General features: G+C 68.6%; 13 protein-coding genes. 9 read left to right on the top strand and 4 right to left on the bottom strand.

Translation table 11 applies throughout. The features are described 5' to 3' along the window. Positions 1–29 precede the first annotated feature (29 nt). Complete coding sequence (locus ABFX45_RS12315) at positions 30–923, top strand: LysR family transcriptional regulator (RefSeq protein ID WP_109629384.1); 894 nt, start codon at positions 30–32, stop codon at positions 921–923. Positions 924–1,843: 920 nt separating this feature from the next. Here the strand turns inward: ABFX45_RS12315 and ABFX45_RS12325 are convergent. Further along, positions 1,844–2,770: a pentapeptide repeat-containing protein gene (locus ABFX45_RS12325; protein WP_346129749.1), complete on the bottom strand. Its 927-nt coding sequence runs from the start codon at positions 2,768–2,770 to the stop codon at positions 1,844–1,846. 73 nt (positions 2,771–2,843) lie between these two features. Here ABFX45_RS12325 and ABFX45_RS12330 point away from each other — a divergent pair, with 73 nt between their 5' ends. From ABFX45_RS12330 to ABFX45_RS12340, 3 genes are read left to right on the top strand one after another with little or no spacing between them, the layout of a single operon-like run. After that, positions 2,844–3,656: an SAM-dependent methyltransferase gene (locus ABFX45_RS12330; RefSeq protein ID WP_109629382.1), complete on the top strand. Its 813-nt coding sequence runs from the start codon at positions 2,844–2,846 to the stop codon at positions 3,654–3,656. Between the two features lie 60 nt (positions 3,657–3,716). Continuing rightward, positions 3,717–5,882, top strand: a complete 2,166-nt coding sequence (locus tag ABFX45_RS12335) for a putative bifunctional diguanylate cyclase/phosphodiesterase (RefSeq protein ID WP_211337108.1) — start codon at positions 3,717–3,719, stop codon at positions 5,880–5,882. Between the two features lie 20 nt (positions 5,883–5,902). Continuing rightward, positions 5,903–7,702, top strand: coding sequence for a glycoside hydrolase family 15 protein (locus ABFX45_RS12340; RefSeq protein ID WP_346129752.1), 1,800 nt, complete (start codon positions 5,903–5,905; stop codon positions 7,700–7,702). Here ABFX45_RS12340 and ABFX45_RS12345 read toward each other — a convergent pair. Continuing rightward, the gene (locus ABFX45_RS12345; protein ID WP_346129754.1) at positions 7,695–10,340 is read right to left on the bottom strand and encodes a glycoside hydrolase family 2 protein; all 2,646 of its coding nucleotides are present in this window, start codon (positions 10,338–10,340) and stop codon (positions 7,695–7,697) included. The two genes, ABFX45_RS12340 and ABFX45_RS12345, sit on opposite strands and share 8 nt — an antisense overlap. A 150-nt stretch (positions 10,341–10,490) precedes the next feature. On the opposite strand from ABFX45_RS12345, the gene ABFX45_RS12350 reads away from it, so the two are divergent. The 5 genes from ABFX45_RS12350 to ABFX45_RS12370 all read left to right on the top strand — a co-directional run bounded on the left by ABFX45_RS12350 (position 10,491) and on the right by ABFX45_RS12370 (position 15,335). Beyond that, positions 10,491–11,084: a DUF3558 family protein gene (locus tag ABFX45_RS12350; protein ID WP_109629375.1), complete on the top strand. Its 594-nt coding sequence runs from the start codon at positions 10,491–10,493 to the stop codon at positions 11,082–11,084. Positions 11,085–11,207: 123 nt separating this feature from the next. Beyond that, positions 11,208–11,579, top strand: a complete 372-nt coding sequence (locus tag ABFX45_RS12355; RefSeq protein ID WP_109629373.1) for a transcriptional regulator — start codon at positions 11,208–11,210, stop codon at positions 11,577–11,579. A gap of 14 nt (positions 11,580–11,593) precedes the next feature. Next, the gene (locus tag ABFX45_RS12360) at positions 11,594–12,829 is read left to right on the top strand and encodes a PPE domain-containing protein (RefSeq protein ID WP_346129757.1); all 1,236 of its coding nucleotides are present in this window, start codon (positions 11,594–11,596) and stop codon (positions 12,827–12,829) included. Continuing rightward, positions 12,826–13,632 (top strand): ESX secretion-associated protein EspG, encoded by an 807-nt coding sequence (locus ABFX45_RS12365; protein ID WP_346129759.1) that lies wholly within the window; start codon positions 12,826–12,828, stop codon positions 13,630–13,632. The genes ABFX45_RS12360 and ABFX45_RS12365 overlap by 4 nt, the downstream gene beginning before the upstream one ends. 119 nt (positions 13,633–13,751) lie before the next feature. Continuing rightward, a complete protein-coding gene (locus ABFX45_RS12370) occupies positions 13,752–15,335 on the top strand; it encodes a glycosyl hydrolase family 28-related protein (RefSeq protein WP_346129762.1) in 1,584 nt (527 codons plus the stop codon). On the opposite strand, the gene ABFX45_RS12375 is transcribed toward ABFX45_RS12370, so the two are convergent. Next, a complete protein-coding gene (locus ABFX45_RS12375; protein ID WP_346129764.1) occupies positions 15,330–17,102 on the bottom strand; it encodes an FtsK/SpoIIIE domain-containing protein in 1,773 nt (590 codons plus the stop codon). The genes ABFX45_RS12370 and ABFX45_RS12375 overlap by 6 nt on opposite strands. After that, positions 17,099–18,658 carry a type VII secretion protein EccC gene (locus ABFX45_RS12380; protein ID WP_346129766.1) on the bottom strand — a complete coding sequence of 520 codons (1,560 nt, stop codon included), beginning with the start codon at positions 18,656–18,658 and terminating at the stop codon, positions 17,099–17,101. Before ABFX45_RS12380 ends, ABFX45_RS12375 begins: the two co-directional genes overlap by 4 nt. Positions 18,659–18,732: the final 74 nt, after the last annotated feature.

Below are 18,732 nucleotides of genomic sequence, written 5' to 3' on the forward strand. Positions count from 1 at the left end.
ATCCCATTGAGCACTGTGGGTGATGAATCATGGAACTCAGACAGCTGGAGCACTTCCTCGCGGTCGCCGACGAGTGCCACTTCACCAGGGCCGCCCGCCGGATGCACGTCTCGCAGTCGGGCCTCTCGGCGTCGATCCGCGCGCTGGAGGTCGAGCTCGGCGCGCCGCTGTTCCTGCGCACCACCCGCCAGGTCGAGCTGACCCAGGCCGGACGGGCCCTGCTGCCGGAGGCCCGGCGTGCGCTCGGCAGCGTCGAGTCGGCCAAGGACGCGGTCGCCGCGGTGCAGGGGCTGCTGCGCGGCACGTTGTCCGTCGGCAGCCTGCAGTGCCTGCACGTGGTGCACCTGCCCGCGGTGCTGGCGCGGTTCCACGAGATCCACCCCGGCGTGGAGCTCAGGATGCGCCAGTCCGGCAACGCCGAGCTGGTCGAGGAGGTCCGCGCGGGACGGCTCGACCTCGCGTTCGTCACGCGTCAGCCGAAGATGGCCGACGACCTGCGGGTGTCCACTTTGGCCAGTGAACCGCTCGTGCTCGCGTGTGCGCCGGAAAGTCCGTTCGCCACCAGGGATTCCATCGAGCTGTCCGAACTGGACGGTCAGCCGTTCGTCGACTTCAACGCCGACTGGGGCACGCGGGACGAGGTCGATCGCACGCTCACCGCGGCAGGCGTGGAGCGGCACGTCGCCGTCGAGGTCAACGACGTGCACTCACTGCTCGACTTCGTGGGGTTCGGGCTCGGTGTCGCGCTAGTCCCGCAGTCCTTCGCCGTCAAGTCCACCCGTGCGCACTTCGTCGGCCTTCGCGGGGACGCGCCCGTTGCCGAGACCGTGGTCGTCACCGGCAACACCGTCAGCGCCGCCGCGAGCGTCCTGCTCGACATGGTCGCGGAGGCCAAGTCCGGCCGCCTCCGTGCTGCCGGTTAGCTGCCAACCCGTTGCGGGCAGGCGGAACTCCGTCGTCGGACGGATCTTCAGCTCACCGGTCTGGTGTGCGGGCGGCTGGTTGGACGGGTGGAAGAAGACGCCGAGCTCGGCAGTGCCGAGCTTCGGGGCGCTCAGCTCGACCTCACCGCCGAAGGTGACCTCCTGGAACGAGACCCCGCGGTCGAACTTCGAGTTGGACAGCTGCAACCTGCCGTGGAAGGCGCCTCCGGAGAACAGCGTGACGCTCTGCACGTGCATGTTCCGCAGGTTCGTGATGCCGTAGAACTGCGCCCGCCGGGCGACGAACCGGTTGACGTGCCTGCCGTCCAGCGAGAAGTACTCGAGGCTCGCGCCGGTCAGGTCCAGGTCGAGGTGGTCGTGGTCGTCCTTGTCGCCCCACGACAGCGTGTCCTTGATCAACCGCTGGGCGGTGCGTCGGACCTGCTGCTCCTGTTGCACCTCCGTGCTCGGCGCCTCCTCCAGGAACACCGTGTCGGGATCTGCTTCGTTTGCGTCCCACGACGGGTGGTGGAAGGGCCGGCGCAGGTAAGCGCACAGGACGTCGAGCACGGTCTGCCGGTAGCGAGGGGTCGACCTCGCCAGCCACGCCAACGCGTGCATTGCACCCACGCGCACCTGGTCGGCATCGTTGCCCAGCAGCTCGACCGAACGCGCGAACCGTTCGTCGGCGACCTTCTCGCTCTCCAGGCTGTGCCGTGCCTCCTCCACGCGGCGGCGCCGGTCGTTGAGCCACAACGCGTACAGCGCGACGATCGCGCCGCCCGCCACCCCGGCCGTCTTCACGATCTCGATCGCCGGCGTCTTCGCGAGCCTCAGCGCCACGCCGGTGCCCGCGGTGACGACCAGTGCCATCACGACGGCCGTCAGCCAGGGATTGCGCTCCCAGAACCTCTTCACGCTCAGTTCCTCCACGCCTCTGGCAGCTCGGCCTCCACCGCGAACGTACAGCCGTCGGCCTTCACGTCCGCCCACTCCGAGTCCTTGAACTTGGTCTCGCCCAGGAACTTCGTGTCGGTGAACACCGCGAGCCCGCGCGCCCTGAACCGGCTGAACCAGGCCTTGCGGCGGCACTCGGTGTGGTGCATGTAGAACCGGCCGTTCACCTCGGCCTCGGTGAAGTACACGTTGCCGTGGATCACCATGTGGTGGAACGCGTTGGACTCGTTCAGGTGCGCGACTCGCAGCACCAGGTCGCCGACCTGCCGGTACGACAGGTCCATGTAGCGCAGGTGCGCCTTGGTGAGGTTGAGGTCGTAGTGGACCGGGTCCTTCTCATCGACGCGCGGCAGCAGGTCCTCGATCAGCCGCTGCGAGGTCAGCCTGACCTCCAGCTCGATCTCGTTCTGCTCCTCGTCGTAGGGGTCCTCGTCATCGTCGTTGCGCTTGAACGGCCGGCGCAGGTAGGCGCAGAGGATGTCCAGCACGGTCTGCGTGTACTCCGTCCGGGACTTGGCGAGGCCGGCGAGCGCGTGCATCGCGCCCACGCGGACCTGTGCCGCGTCGTGTCCCAGCAGCTCCACAGCGCGCGCGAACCGTTCGTCGGCCACACGGGACCTGTCGTGGTCGATGCGCTGGCTCTCGAGGTCCTGCCGGGCCTCCTCGACCCGCCGTCGCCGGTCGTTGAGCCACAACGCGTAGAGCGCCACGATCGCGCCGCCCGCGAGCCCACCGGTCTTGATGGCCTCGTGTTTCGGCGCGCCGGGATCGACGAGCAGCAGCAGGCCTCCGACCAGCGCAAACGCTCCAAGCGACCCGAGAACGGTCGGTAGCAGCAAATTTTTCTGTCGGCGGTGCTTGCGTTCGCCGTTGCCCCACAGGAACCTCACGAGGTCGGCATTCTGCCAAGCAGGCCGTGCATGATGGGCTGGAACGGGTCCGAACGCGAACTGAGGTGAGCAGGTGGAGCGGCCGAACTGGGCGCCGGGAGACATCGACCTGGAACGGCCGAGCGTCGCACGGGTGTACGACTACTGGCTGGGCGGCGCGCACAACTTCGCCGCCGACCGCGCGGTGGGGCAGAAGGCTCTGGAGTTCATGCCGGAACTGCGCAACGTCATCCTGAACCACCGCTCTTTCCTCCGCCGGAGCGTCCGGTACCTGCTCGGCCAGGGTGTCCGGCAGTTCCTCGACCTCGGCTCCGGCATTCCGACCGTGGGGAACGTGCACGAGATCGCCCAGGCCGCCGACCCGGCCACGAAGATCGTCTACGTCGACATCGACCCGGTCGCCGTCGCGCACAGCCGGTCGCTGCTCACCGGCAACGATCGGGTGAACGTGTTGCAGGCGGACGTGCGCGACCCCGCGGCGGTGCTCGCCTCGCCCGAGGTGAACGGCCTGCTCGACTTCGACGAGCCGATCGCGGTGCTGATGATCGCCCTGCTGCACTTCGTCTCGGATGAGGAGAAGCCGGCGGTCATCATCGGCGGCTACCGCGACCGGCTCGCTCCCGGCAGCTTCATCGCCGTCTCGCACGCTGGCTACGAGGCCGACGAGGAGACGGGTTCCTACCGGGCGGCGCGAGCGATGTACGACCGCAGCGTCACCCAGATGACGTACCGCAACAAGGCCGAGTTCAGCCGTCTGCTCGACGGCTTCGAACTGGTCGAGCCCGGAGTGGTGCGCTTACCCGCCTGGCACCCTGAGTCACCGGACGACCTCGATGAGTTCGAGAGGCCGTTTCCCGCCTTCGGGGCGGTAGGCCGGAAGGTGTAGAGGTGACTCCATACGGCGACCGCCCGTATGCTGCGCGTTCGTGGCGTTAGGGCCGAACAGATGACCGAACGGGTTGACCACCGGGTGCGTGACGACCGCTCTCCTTTGGACCCGGCCGTTTTGGCCGGTGCCGAGTCGTTCGCGCGTAGCTGGGCCACGGCCGTGATCGGTTCGAGTTACGTGCCGATGACCCGTGCCGAGGTCGCGCAGCACCTCCAGGACCTCACCGAGATGCTCGTCGAGGCGCTGTTCGCGAGCCCGTTCCGCACGGCACCCGGTTACGAGATCGGCTCGCGTCTGGTCGACGCGCACTTCACCGGCACCGACACGCTGGGCCGCACGATCCAGCTGCTCGGCGACGACCTGCTGGCCGAGCTGGGCTCCGCGGGTGACGACCGCCTGCAGTCCCGTCTCGCCGCCCTGCAGGGCGCGCTGGCCGCCGGCTACGCCCGCGCGCTGCGGGAACGCACGCTCGCCGAGCAGGAGGCGATCAGGGCGGCCGTCCTGGACGCCCGTGACCAGGCGGAGGCGATGCTGCGGGCGTCGGAGGCCCGGTTCCGCGCGATGTTCACCGAGGCCGCGATCGGCATCGGCATCGCCGACATCGAGGGCCGGATACTGGACGTCAACCAGGCCCTGCAGGACATGCTCGGGTTCAGCGTCGAGGAGATGCGCCAGTACAACGTGCGCGACCTCATGCACCCCGAGGACGCGGGCAGCGTGTGGCGGCTCTACGACCAGCTCATCGCGGGCGAGTGCGACCACTACCGCGCCGAGAAGCGCTTTCACCGCGCTGACGGCGAGCAGGTGTGGACGCACCTGACGCTGTCGCTGGTCCGCGACGACCACGGCGAGCCGCAGTACCAGGTCGCGATGATCGAGGACGTCACCGATCGCCACCTGCTGCAGAACCGTCTGCGCTACCAGGCGCTGCACGACCCGCTGACCGGGCTGCCGAACCGGGCGCTGTTCCTCGAACGGCTCGGGCGCGTCTTCAACAACCGCGCCAAGCACGTCCGCGCCGGCCTCTGCTACCTCGACCTGGACGGCTTCAAGGTCATCAACGACTCGCTCGGTCACGACACGGGAGACCAGCTGCTGGTCGAGGTCGGCCGTCGGCTCGACCACTCGGTGTCCGGCGAGGGCAAGCTGGTCGCGCGCATGGGCGGCGACGAGTTCGTGATCCTGGTCGAGGGCTCGGCCGGTGAGCAGGACATCGTCGACGTGGCGGACCGGGTGCTGACCGAGCTGGAGGCACCGATCCGCATCGCCGGCCACGAGCTGTCGGTCTCGGCGTCGATCGGCATCGTCGAGCGCCAGCTGTCCGGCACGACGTCGGCTGACCTGATGCGCGACGCGGACATCACGCTGTACTGGGCGAAGGCGGACGGCAAGGCGCGCTGGGCGTTGTACGACCCGGAGCGCAACGCCCGCGAGGTCGCCAGGTTCACGCTGTCCGCGACGATGCCGCGGGCCCTGGAACGCGGCGAGTTCTACGTCGAGTACCAGCCGCTGGTGCGGCTGGAGGACTCGACGGTCGTCGGCGTCGAGGCGCTGGTGCGCTGGCAGCACCCGGAGTTCGGGCGGCTCGCGCCGGACCGGTTCATCGAGCTGGCGGAGGAGACCGGCCTCATCGTCCCCTTAGGACGGTGGGTGCTGCGCAAGGCCTGCGAGGAGGCGCGGCGCTGGCTGGAGGAGTTCGGCGACGCGGCGCCGTTCGTGTCGGTGAACCTCGCCGTGCGCCAGTCCCGCGACCCCGAGCTGGTCCGCGACGTCAAGCGGATCCTCGACGAGTGCGCGCTGCCGCCGCACCACCTGCAGCTGGAGCTGACCGAGTCGGCGATCATGGGTACCGCCGACGAGCCGCTCGAGGCGCTGCGGGCGTTGTGCGACATGGGTGTGCGCATCGCGATCGACGACTTCGGCACCGGTTACTCGAACCTGGCCTACCTGAAGCACCTGCCCGTGCACGAGCTGAAGATCGCCGGCTCGTTCATGGAAGGGCTGCGGGCCGAGACCGAGGAAGACCCGGTCGACTCGCAGATCGTCGCCACGCTGGTGCAGCTGGCGCACGCGCTGTCGTTGGGCGTCACGGCGGAGGGTGTCGAGACGCCGGCCCAGGCCGCGCGGCTGCTGAGGCTGGGTTGCGACACCGGTCAGGGCTGGTTCTTCGCCCGGCCAGGACCGCCGGAGGACATCGACAGCCTCCTGCGTGGTGATCTCTAGGTCAGGGAACTCCCAAGGCCATGAAGTCATTGGCCTTGGTCGTGCTCCTGCTCGTCGTGATGACACCGGTCGTCCGCGCTGCCGCCGACGTCGTTCCCCTGCCCGCCGACAAACAGGCTTTCGGCACCGCCAGATCCGCGGCGAGCCCGGTCTGGTTCACGCTGGGCCACCAGGGCCTGTCGGAGATCTTCCACCCCGACCTGAGCACGCCGGCGACCCGTGAGACGCGGCTGCTGGTCGACGGCAAACCCGGTCAGGCCCGCACCGAGCCCGCCGACGACCGGTCGTTGACCTTCCGGCAGCGGCTGCGCGGAGACGGGTGGCAGGCGGAGATCACCTACGTCACCGATCCGCAGCGCGCCGCCGTGCTCGCGGACGTGCGGGTCACGGCGCAGCGACCGGTCCGGCTGTCGGTCGAGCACGTGCCGATGAAGGGTGCCGGCACGATCGTCAGCACGTTGCCCACCGAACCGGTGCGGCGTGCTCACGGGATGTTCGCGGTCGGGTTCGGCGAGGGCGTCGCCCAGGCCGCGCTGGATCGTGGATTCGGCGTGGTGAAACGTGAGTACGCGCAGGGCTGGCGCGCGTACCTGGCCGGGCTGAAGCGGCCGAAGTCCGCGGACCGGCGGCTCTACGACATGTCCGTGATGGTGCTGGCGGCGACCGAGGACAAGGCGAACCCCGGTGCCTCGATCGCGTCACCGAGCTTCCCGTGGGCCTTCGGGTTCGACCGCGAACTGGCACCGGAGCTCGGACCGTACGCGCTGGTGTGGCCGCGCGACCTGTACCACGTGTCGACGGCCATGATCGCCGCGGGAGATCGCGGCTTCGCCGAGCGCTCACTGGACTTCATGCTGCGTGAGCAGCAGCGGCCGGACGGCCATCTGCCGCAGAACACGCGAGTCGACGGCACGCCGGTGTGGACCAGCGTTCAGCTCGACGAGACCGCTGCACCGCTGTTGCTCGCCTGGCACCTGGACCGGCGGGACAAGTCCACTGTGGACTCTCTCCGCAGGGCGGCCGACTACCTGCTGAGCTACCCGAACGCTCCGTTCAGCGAGCAGGAGCGGTGGGAGAACCAGAGCGGCTACTCGCCCGCCACGATCGCCTCGGTCGTCGCCGGGCTCGTCTGCTTCGCGGACCTGTTGCAGCGCAACGGGGAGAACGCCGAGAGGTATCTCGCCGCCGCCGACGAGTGGCAGCGGAAGGTGGAGGGCTGGACCGTGACGCGCACCGGCCCGTACGAGCCCAAGCCGTACTACCTGCGGCTCACCAAGGACGGCAAGCCGGACGAGGGCACCAGGTACAACCTCGGCGACAACAACCCGGACGACATCGACCAGCGCGCGGTCGTCGACCCGAGCTTCCTCGAACTGGTGCGGCTCGGCCTCAAGCGCGCCGGCGACCCGGTCATCCGCAACACCGTGCGGGTCGTGGACCGGCAGCTGAAGGAACAGGGCTACTGGCACCGGTTCACGCAGGACGGGTACGGCGAGACCGCGGACGGCAGGCCGTGGAACATCAACTGGCCGACACCCACGCGCACCTACGGGCGGCTGTGGCCGTTGCTGTCAGGTGAACGCGGCGAGTACGAGCTGCTCAACGGTGACAAGGTCAGTGCCGCCAAGCGTTTGCGGGAGATCGCGGCGACCGCCAACAGCGGCCTCATGCTGCCGGAACAGGTGTGGGGTGGCCGCGGCACCACCTCGGCCACCCCACTCGCCTGGACACACGCGCAGTACGTGCGGTTGGCGTGGTCGCTCGACCGGGGTGAACCGGTCGAGCGGCCGTCCGTCGTCGTGCAGCGCTACCTCAGCTGAAGGACTTCTTCGCCACGTTGTGGCCGGAGATCTCCACGACGGGCTGGGCGGATCCGAGCGACGAAGACCGGTACTCGGCCTTCAGCGTGAGGGTCTCGCCCGGCCACAGCGTCACGTAGTTGTCGCTCCACTGCGTCGGCAGCACCTCGGCACCGCCCTGGCCCTTGCGCAGCGACGCCCGCACGAAGAACGCCACGGTGCTGCCGGTGTTCTTCAGCGTCACCGTGGTGACCTGCTTGTCGTCACCGGCGGGCGCGGTCGACACGGTGGAGGACACCGTGCCGGGCTTCAACGTGTTGAGGCCCTTCAGGTCCGCGTAACCGGACTGTGGAGTGTGGTACCAGGTGGAGCTGCCGTAGTTCAGCGTGTCGGCCTTGGTGGACAGCCAGTAGACGTTGCGGTCGACCACGTTGCCGGCCGCGTCCTTGAGCAGCAGGCGCACGAAGTACGTCGTGGACAGCCCGGACGGCTGCGGCAGCGAGCCCACCTTGGTCGGGCCGTTGGCCGCGGCGTTCACGTTGCGCGTCTCGTCGGCCTTCTGCGTGCCGTCGAGGTTGAACAGCGTGATCTGCAGCTTGTGGTTGTTCGCCTGCTGCAGGCCGGTGTTCATCACGGCGAGCGACTTGTCGTCGTAGGAGTACTGGGCGTGCAACGGCCGCATGCCGGTCTTGGCACCGAAGTACGAGCCCGCCGTGGCGAGGTAGTAGTCGTACAGGTGCCAGTACAACGTCGGCCACGCGTTGTTGAGCATCCAGTAGATGACACCCGTGGACGGGTTGCTGGCGTCGTTGAAGTTGTCGCCGAACGCCTCGAACTGCGCGCGGTTCGTCTCGTAGTTCGCGAGCTGCGCCTTGCGGACGAGGTCCTCGACGTTCGACGGCTTGCCGTAGCGGTTGTCGAGAGCCGTGCCCCAGAAGGTCAGCTTGTTGAACGTCGACGACGGCGACAGGTGGTACTGCGTCGCGTTGTAGTTCGTCAGCTTGTCGATCTCGCCCTGGGACAGGAACTTCTTCAGCTCGTCCATCTCGGGGATGGTCGGGCCGGGGCCGATCTCGGAGGCGAAGCCGGCCGCGCCGCCCTTCTGCTTGTTGAACCAGTAGACCGGCGGCTCCCACCAGTACGGGCCGTCCATCTTCATGCCGGGGTTGCCGAGCTGCGGCGAGCTGAGGTTCTTCGCCGACGAGATGACCGGCAGGTTCCACTCGGCCCGCTTGAGCGCGTCGAGGTAGATCTTCTCCAGGCCGGCGCCGGGTGCGGCGTCGGAGCCGATCATGAAGCCGATCATGCTCGGGTGGTTGCGGATGCGCTTGGCCTCGCTCTCCGCGGACTGACCGGCGACGCGGTTGTCCTCGGCGTCGAACGAGTCGTACTTCTCCCACTTGGAGCAGCACTCCCAGCCGGTGAGCAGCATGATGCCCTTGCGGTCGGCCATGTCGTAGAGCTCGTCGTTCTCGGGCTTGCCCTCCAGGCGGATGGTGTTCATGCCCATCGCCTTGACGAGGTCGAGCTGGTCCTCGATGTAGCGGAGATCGGTGCGCAGGAACAGGTCGGACGCCCAGCCACCGCCGCGGACGAGGAACGGCTTGCCGTTGATCGTGAACTGCCTGCCGCTGCCGCGGATGCTCGACGTGACCTCGCGGACGCCGAAGGTCGTCTTCGCGGTGTCGGACTCGGCGGTGCCGACGTTCGCGGCGAGCGTGGCCAGGTAGAGCGGCTGCGCGCCCATCTGGAACGGCCACCACACCTGCGGGTTCTGCAGGTCCTGGGTGAACGTGACGGTCTTGGTCTGGTTCGCGTTCAGCTGCACCTGCTGCTTGAACACCTGGCCCGCGACGGTGGCGGTGACCTCGGCGTTCACCGGCTGCCCCGTGTTGTTGCGCGCGTCGACCTTCGTGGTGATCTTCGCGCTGCTCAGGCTCGGCAGCGGCAGGTCGGAGTCGACCCGCGGGTTGCGCAACGAGACCGGGCCGCTCTGGGCGAACTGGACGTCGCGGAAGATGCCCTGGTTGCGGTCGGGCGGCAGCTGCGCCCAGTCGATGAAGTGGATCAGCAGGTCGTTCTGCGGGTCGGAGGACGACGCCTTGATCGCGATGGCGTTGTCGCCCTTGCGCAGCAACGAGGTCACGTTGAACTCGTGCGTCGGGTAGGCGCCGACGACCTGGTCGGTGCCCGCGACCTTCGTGCCGTTCAACCAGATCTCGCCGCGCGAGATGATGCCGCCGTTGAGCTTGAGGAACGTGTTGACCCCCGGCTGCGGATCGGCGGTGAACACCTTGCGGTACCACCAGGGGACCTTGAAGTCGTTGGCGTTGACCTGCTTGAGGTTCTCCGAGTAGCGGACGTCCGGGTACTTGTTGTTGGCGATCAGACCGGCCATCACGGTGGAGCGCGCGGGCACCGTCATCCACCCGGTGTCCGAATAGGCCGGAGCGGAGATCACGTCACCGGCCTGCGTCGCCTTCGCGCTGCTCTGCAGGCGCCAGTCGGGGACGGTGGAGGTCGTTGCGGGGCTGGCGGCGACGTTCAGCGCCGCTCCTGTGCCGGGCACGGGCCCCGCGTTGGCTGAGGTGCCTGGCACGAGCAGGGCCAGGCCCACCGCGGCCACGACCAGTGTCGGCAGCGGTCGGTTGCGCAGCATGTCGCTCCTCGACGCATCGGGGCGGCGGCGCTTCGGGGTATCGTAAAGAAGGTTTCCTTTTTGTGAGGTCAGCGGCAATGCGCCTTACGGGTGACGCGGGACACACCGTTCGCGACACTCCGTGCGCACCGATCCGATACGTTGGCCTTCATGCTTCGACTTGCCGTCCCGTTCGTGCTGGCAGCGGTCCTGACCGGGTGTTCTTCGAAGGAACCCGGCACGCCTTCCGCCGGGAACCAGACCGGTGGCACGCCGACGACCGGAACTTCGGCCGGAACTGCCCCGGTGAACAGGCCGAAGGCCGTCGACCTCAAGACCCTCGACCCGTGCTCGCTGATCACGCCGGCGGCCAAGACCTCGCTGGGCCTGGGCGTTGTAGAGCCGGGGAACCCGCTGCCGGAGTACGGCGACGGCAGCAAGAGGTGCAACGAGACCTATGCGGACCACAAGTACATCGCCAATATCCACACGCTCGTCAACGGCGGTGTGGACAGGCTGAAGAAGACGACCGGTGAGGCGAAGCTCACCCCTCTGCAGGTCGCCGGCTACCCCGCCTATCTCACCAAGACCGAGTCGCCGGGCTCGGCAGGTGCGTGCGAGATCTACATCGACGCACACGACGAGCAGTTGTTGCTGGTGACCGGGGTTGCGGGCTTCGGAGACAAGAGCGCCACTGTGGACGGTGCGTGTGAGCGGGCCAAGGCGCTCGCCGAGGCGGCCGGTGCGGTGCTCGCGACCAAGTGAGAGTTGAGTAGAACTACTCCGCTTTTACCGGGAACCGGTCAACTGCGTAATGCATCAGAGCTAAAGTCGTCCCAAAAGCACACGCGGCCCGTCCCCTGTGGGCCGTACTGAGGAGGGTGTGCCGTGCATCTCGCGGATGGTGGAGGTAGCTCGTCGCTGCCGCCCGAGTTCGGTCAGCGCAAGCTGAGGGTCGAACCACATGCCATTCCAGAGGCGAGGAAGGCGTTCGAGCACGCGCTGTCGGAGTTCGACAACAAGATCCAGCAGGCCGTGCACGATCTTCCCACGAAGCCTTGGGCGCACGACCCGATCAGCAGTGAGACCTCCAAGGCGTTCAACGAACAGACCACGGAGAAGGCGCTGGCCGCGCTGCAGTTCTACAAGCAGCAGCTCGTCGGCGTGATCGATCAGCTGAAGATGCTCGAGGAGCAGTACCGCCAGGTCGAGGGCGACAACACGGCCATGTGGGGCAAGCACCAGCGGGACCTGGGCTGAGAGGGGGCTGACCGATGACTGAGCACCGTTACCAGGGCTACAGCCACCCCGAGCTGTACAAGATGATCAACTCCGGTCCCGGCGTCGCCGCCTCGATCCCGGTGGAACAGGGCTGGAAGACCATCGCGGACACGCTCGCCCAGATCGACGAGGATCTCCACACCTCGCTGACCAAGATGGGCGTGGACTGGGAGTCCGACGCGTCCGAGGCCGCTCAGGGCGCCCTGTCGCCACTCGCCCAGTGGGCCGGCTACGCGAACTCCGGCGCGACCACGATGGAGAGTTCAGCGCGGCTGCAGGGCGAGTTCATCGCCGACGCGCGCAAGAAGATGCCCGAGGTCGTCCCGGTCACGACCGAGAAGCCCGGCTTCCTCGACATCGCCGGTGGCGTGCTCACCGGGCCGGTCGGCATGGCGCACGTCGTCGGCCAGCAGATGGACCACGAGCGGCAGGAAGCCGCCGCGGACAACGCCGCTGCCCAGGCCGTCAAGGTCATGGAGGACTACCAGTCCGACAGCCGCTGGAACGCCTCGACGCTCGGCGAGTTCCCGCAGCCGCCGCAGGTCGTGATCGACACGCCGCCTCCCGGCGAGTCCGGCACCGCCAACACGCGCGTCGGCTACACCTCGACCGGCCCGTACTCGCCGTCCGGCACCACCGGTACCAACACCACGCCGGCGTGGACGCCTCCGGCGACCCAGCAGCACGTGGCACAGCCGTGGACTCCTCCCGGTGACGGCACCACGCACACGTCGTGGACGCAGCCTCCGACGACGACGCCCCCGGTGCAGACGACTCCGCCGCCGCACCTGCCGCAGCCGACGCCGGCTCCCACGCAGCAGCCTCCTGTGACGACCGGCCCGGTGTTCACCCGGCCGACCACGGGCGTGCCCGGCGGTGGTTCCGGTGGCCTTCGCGGTGGTCAGCTCGGTGGCGGCAAGGCGTTCGGGCCGATGTCCGGCTCGCTCGGTGCGTCCGGCCAGGGCTCGATGAAGCCCGGCGGCATGATGCCCGGCATGGGTGCCGGTCCCGACGCGATGCGCGGCGGTGCCATGGGTGCCGGCGCCGGGGCCGCGGGCAAGGGCGGTGCCGCGGGTGCGGGCATGGGCGCTGGTGGCGCGCACGGCCAGAAGGGCGAGGGCGAGGAAGACCTCGAGCACAAGTCGGCCGACTACCTGGTCGAGACCGACGACGTGTTCGGCGACGAGCGCATGGTCGCGCCGCCGGTCATCGGCGGCATCTCGGAGTGAGCCTGTTCGGCGGTCCGGAGGAGAGGGAGCCGATCACTCTCTCCGCCGAGGAGTTCGACGTGGTGTGGGAACGGATGAACGTCGGACCGATGCCGCTCGTGCTGAAGGTTCCCTCACCCGGTAAGACGCGCGACGAGCGGATCAAGCTCGAGAACCGCGTCTACCAGCAGTTGGACCACCGCCGCCTGGGCAACTCGCGCGGTCTTTCGTCCGAACTGGACGGACTGCTGCGCATGTTCGTCAAGCCGGAGCGGGAGGCGGACGGCCGCCTCTGGATCGGCCACAGCCTGCGCGTTCTCGCCGTCGCGAACGGCGACTGGGGCGCGCTCGCGACGCTGAGGGACGACCAGCTGACGTTCCAGCCGTGGGCGGGCTCCGGGCTCGCCTCTGCGGTGCTGTCCGTGCTGCCCTCGCACCCGGCCGGAACCGGTCTTTCGGTGACGTTGCCCAGCGAGGACATCGAGAAGGCGATCTCCCAGACCGACGGGTCGCCCAAGTCGATGGAGGCCGCGTTCCGCGGCGTCGGCCTGCGCGAGGCCGACGCCAAGGCGCTGGTGCAGATGTTCACCGGCCTGGTGCACACCGGGAACTTCGGCGCGGCCGCCAGGGACAAGTACGGCAAGCGCTGGCGGCCCGAGCGCGTGGTCGCGTTCTTCGACACCGAAGAAGGCCGCTACCTGCAGCAACGCCGTTCGTCGAACGGTCAGCCGCCGTGGAGCACGTTCACGCCGACCGACGCCCGCCGGCTGATGCACCAGGTGGACGAGCTGATCTCGGAAGCGGTTCGTTCCGCGAGCGCCTGATGTCTGGTTTGATCTGACCACCGCCGCCGTGGCCAAGACCCCTTGGAGACGGCGAAATGAGCATCGACAGACGGCAATTCCTGCTGGCTACAGGTGTTGCGTTGGTCGGAACGTCAGCGATGACGGGGACGGCAGCCGCCGCGTCCTCCGCTTCGTTGTGGCAAGAGTTCGTGGCGAACCCGTACAACCACCCGCAGATCCCGAACATCGCCTACGCCGGCTACCGGACCGGTGAGCGGCCTCCTCGCCGGCCGGTGCTGGCGAACGTGCTGTTCTTCGGAGCCCGCCGCGACGGCTCGGCGGACGCGTCGGCCGCGATCAACAAGGCGATCGAGTTCGTCGGCAAACTGGGTGGCGGCACCGTCTTCGTGCCGCCCGGCCGCTACCGGATCGACGACATCATCCACATCGGCTACGACAACGTGGTGCTGCGCGGCGCGGGCAGTGCGAAGACGACGTTCTGCGCGACCCGGTCGCTGGAGGAGATCGTCGGCATCAACCGCAGCCGCTACGGCTCGGAGAACTCGGCGTGGAGCTGGTCGGGCGGTCTGGTGTGGGTCTGCCACCGCGACCGGTACAAGGCGCTGGTCGACGCGATCAAGGCGCGCAGGTGGCCGTTCGAGGGCTGGACGGGCAACGAGCTGGAGCTCGGCGAGAACCTGGCGGCGATCACCGGCTCTGCAGCTCGTGGTTCGTTCGTCGTGACCGTCGAGAATGGACGCAGGCTGCGCGCCGGGGAGCGCGTGCTGCTGCGGCTGGACGACGACAAGTACTCACTGCCCAAGCACATGTGCGGCGACGTCCCCGGCACCGCCACGTACAAGTGGGACGACAAGGACAAGCTCCTGTCGTACTTCCCGTTCCTGTGGCCGGTGCGCGTGGAGTGGGTGCGTGGCAACAGGGTCAAGCTCGCCCAGCCGTTGCCGCTGGAGATCCGGCCCGAGTGGAAGCCGCGCCTGACCACCATGGCTCCGGTCATCACCGGCGCGGGCGTCGAAGGCATCAAGATCGAGATGTTCAAGGTCCCGACGCCGAAGCACCTGCAGGACAAGGGTTACAACGGTCTGGCGTTCCAGTGCGCGTGGGACTGCTGGGCTGACGACGTGCACGTCCAGGACGTCGACAACGGGTTCCTCCTGGTGTCCTCAAAGGGAATCTCGCTGCTGAACACGCGTGTGTCCGGCCGCGGTCACCATCACGCCTACGCGACCCGCGAGCAGTCGCACGACAACCTGACCGACGGGTTCGCCATCGAGGCGCCTTCCGAGCCTTCGCAGGCGGGCGCGGGCAACCACGGCCTGAACGTCGAGGGCCTGTCCTGCGGCAACGTCTGGACGCGCGGGCGCATGGACCACGACGTCTTCGACACCCACCGCGGTCTGCCGTTCGCCAATGTCCGCACCGAGATCACCATCAACAACGTCGGTGCCCACGGCGGCAGTGCCAACGCGGGACCGTTGTACGGCGCCCGTTTCACGCACTGGAACGTGACGGTCACGAACCAGCGCGCGGGCAACGTGCGCATCGACCAGGTCGCGCCGTGCAGTGCCACCGTCGCGATCTCCGAGGTCCGCGACTTCGGCCAGATCGACAAGCCGGACTTCACCGGCCCGTTGAACTCCCGGCTGGAGCTCTACGGCACCACCGACGTGACGCCTCGCAACCTCTACGACGCGCAGAGGCGGTTGCGCCGCCGGTCATGAGGTAGCCCGCATCGCCTGCGGCAGCGACCACGCCACCGAGTCGAGATCGGTGGGGAGTGTGAAGCTCTCCACCGATCTGCCGATTCGTCGTGCCCAGCCGTTGCCGGTGAGCTCCAGGCGGTACGACATGAAGTCGTTGCCCTGCAGGTCACTGGGCGGTGTGGCGTCGGACAGCAGCAGGTGCTGGCCGTAGCTGCGCCCGGTGCGTCCGAGGGTCTGCAGGACCTGCAGGAAGTCCGGGCGTGCCTCGACCAGGCCGTGCACGCCGTCCACGCAGACGAGCAGCTCCGGCAGCGGGCCGAGCTGTGCGCCGTTGGACCGTGCTGTGCGGTAGTCCCAGGTGGTTCGGTAGTTGCCGCTGTCCACCAACATCCTGATGCGCCGCTCGTGGTCGTCCATCAGCGCTTCCGCGAGCGCGGGCTGCACGTGCGGTGCGCTGTCGAGACCCGCGAACACCGCGGTGCCGTGGAAGTCGATGAGCACGACCTGGAGCTCGTCCGGTGAGTGCCGCAGCATTTGGCCGAGGATCAGCGCGCGGAGGCCTTCCGCACGTCGTTCCGGCGGCGCCACGATCTCGCCGTGCGGCCCCATTCCGTCCTGCAGGGTGCCCGACTTGAGGTCGATCTCGACCGGCTGGCCGTGCTCGTCGGTGCCGACCGCGACCCGGTACTGCATCTTGACCGGCCGCGGGCGCCACGCGTGCGACCGGTCGAACCTGTTCGGCACCTCGTGCAGGTCGAAGAAGCCGGGCGCGGGCTCGGCCTGGCACATCAGCTGTGGCAACGACTTCGTCGCCTCGTCGAGATTCGCGGGCACGGTGCAGTCGTCGATCTGCCGCGTCACCACGTCGTGCGGGCTGTCGAGCAGCAGCTGCACACCGGACTTGCCGACGTCATGGGCGATGGTGGCGAGGGTCGTCGCGAACTCCGGTTCCGCCGCGACGATGGCGTCGAGACCGTGGACGCAGACCAGAAGCTGCGGCAGCACCTGGTCGAAGCCGCGGTGGTGGAAGATCGTCCAGGTGTTGCCCACGACTTCGAGCCGGCGTTCCGACTCGGCCAGCAGTGCGTCGGCGACGTGCCGGATCAACGCGGGATCCCTTGCCACGCCACGATGATGCGCCTGCACGTGCGGGGCCTGGTCCAACCCGGCGAACACGTCCGAGTCGTGCGCGTCGACGAAGACCGCTTGGAACAGCTTGGGCGAGTGTGTCGTCACCAGCCCCAGCACCAGGCTCCGCAAGGTCTCCGGTGCTGTGACGCCGAGGTGCGATCCCGTCCTCCACTTGCCGTCGGCGAGGTGGGTGAGCTCGGCGACCACCGGCCTGCCGTGGGCGTCGGTGCCTACCGGAACCTTCCACCACCGGCCTTTCCACGCGAGGGCCTTGGTGAAGGTGCTCAGGCCGTGCAGCGCGAGGAAGTCCAGCACCTCGACGCGCAGCCGCACGCGCTCAGGGAGGTGATCGAGCGACCGGGCCGTGATGATCACTCGGGCCGGTGTCGCGACGGTGATCCACCGGATCGACTCGGCGAGCCCTGGATCGCTTTCCGCGCACAGCTTCCAGTCGTCGACCAGCAGCGTCGCGCCGGGTTCGCCGCCGCGTTCGAACCACGTCAGCAGGTTCTCGCAGCGCCGCCGGTCGGAGGGCTCGAAGCTGACGGCGACCGGAGTGGGCGGGGTGCCCTGGCCGATGCGGTAGATGCCCGGCGCCGCAGGGATTCGCGGTGCGGTGAGGTGCGGTGGGCCGACGAGGGCGAGATGGGTCACGGAAGCGCGATCTGGGCGTGGAGGCGGTGGGGAACGGACAGGCAGAAGCCCGGCCTGTCCGGCACGCGCGCGGCCTGGCGGGCGTCGACGAGTGAGGTTGCCGGGTCGTCGAGCCGGAACTCGATGCCGAACGCCAGGCTGTTCCTGATGAACGGCGGCACCTGGTCCCACGAGCGGGCCGTGACGACGATGTGGCGTTGCGGGACGAGCGGTTCACCGGGGCCGTCGAGGAGCTGGCAGCGCGCCAGGTCGTCGCCGAGGACGGTCGCCAGGGTGCGCAGCGTCGTGCTCTTGCCGGTGCCGGGTTTGCCGACGATGGCGCCGTGCCGGAGCTCCTCGGTGAAGCCGGGGACGAGGACGTCGCGGCGTTGCTCGAACGGCTTGTCCACGAGGCCGAGGGCGCCGGGAGGCAGCATCTCCAGCGTGAGGTCGGCGTAGCTCTTGTGCAGCGGTGGCAACACGATCTGGTGGGCGGGTGGTGCGGAACCTGCCAGCGCGTGCGGCAGCATTTCCGCCCATTCTGCGAAGTCGTACGGCGGTGTCGCCGACGGCCACTCGGGGATCTTGAACGGCAGCTGCGCCGGGAACGCGTCGCCGGAGTACAGCAGGTGGATGCCGAGAACGCGGCCTGCTCGGGTGAGCGCCTCCAGGACGTTCTGGAAGCCGGGGTGCCGTTCTATCAGCACCTCGGCGCTGTCCACGCAGATCAGCAGGGCTGCCAGCGGGTCGAGGTCGTCGCCGGCGTCGAGCCTCTCCTGGTAGTCGGTGAAGTTCCGGCACCGGCCCTTGGTGTGCACGAGCTGCTGACGCCGGTCGAGCTCGCCGGCCAGGCCCTCCTGGAACCGCTCGAACAACTCGTCCTCGTCCTCGCTCTTCAGCGCGAACGAGACGTGCGGCGCGGCGCTCAGGCCGTCGAAGATCCCGGTGCTCCTCATGTCGAAGAAGCCGAAGTTCAGGTCCTCCGGCGAATGCGTGACCATCAGTCCCAGCAACGCACTGAGCAGCTTCTGGCCACGGTGTGGCCCCAGATAGGTACCCGTCAGCCCGTCGCCGTCCACGCTGATGTCCAGGTACACCGGCCATCCGCGCTCGTCGACACCGACCGCGGCCTTCAGATCGTGACGCTGGTACTTGTTGCCGAGATCGGTGTCGACACCATGCAGCGCGAGGAAGTCCGTCGCCTCGCCGTGCAGCTGCCGCCGCAACCGGTCCGGCAGGTCATTCCAGTCCCGAGCCGTGACGACGACCTGCACGCCCCGCGACGGCCCGAACGCCGCTATCCACTCGACCACCCGGTCGAGCCCGGGGTCCTGCTCGAAGCACAGCCTCCAGTCGTCCACCAGCAACACCGCACCGGACGGTGCACCGCGCTCGAACCAGTCCAGCAGACTCCGGCACCCCGGCTGGTCGGACGGGTCGAAGGTCGCCGACACCGGCAACGGGTCGGCACCACGCCCGATCCGGTAGACGGCCATGTCCGGCGCGGCCGCGAGAGCCGCCGTCAACCGGTCCCTGGCCGCCTGCCAGGGACCGACGACGGCGAAGTTCCTGATCACCGTCCAGATATACCAACAGCCGGGGGAACGCCGCTGCCCCTTCGCTAATGTGGGCGACGTGCCAGCCAAAGCCG

Source organism: Lentzea roselyniae (genome assembly GCF_039537795.1).
Classification (GTDB): Bacteria; Actinomycetota; Actinomycetes; order Mycobacteriales; family Pseudonocardiaceae; genus Lentzea; species Lentzea atacamensis.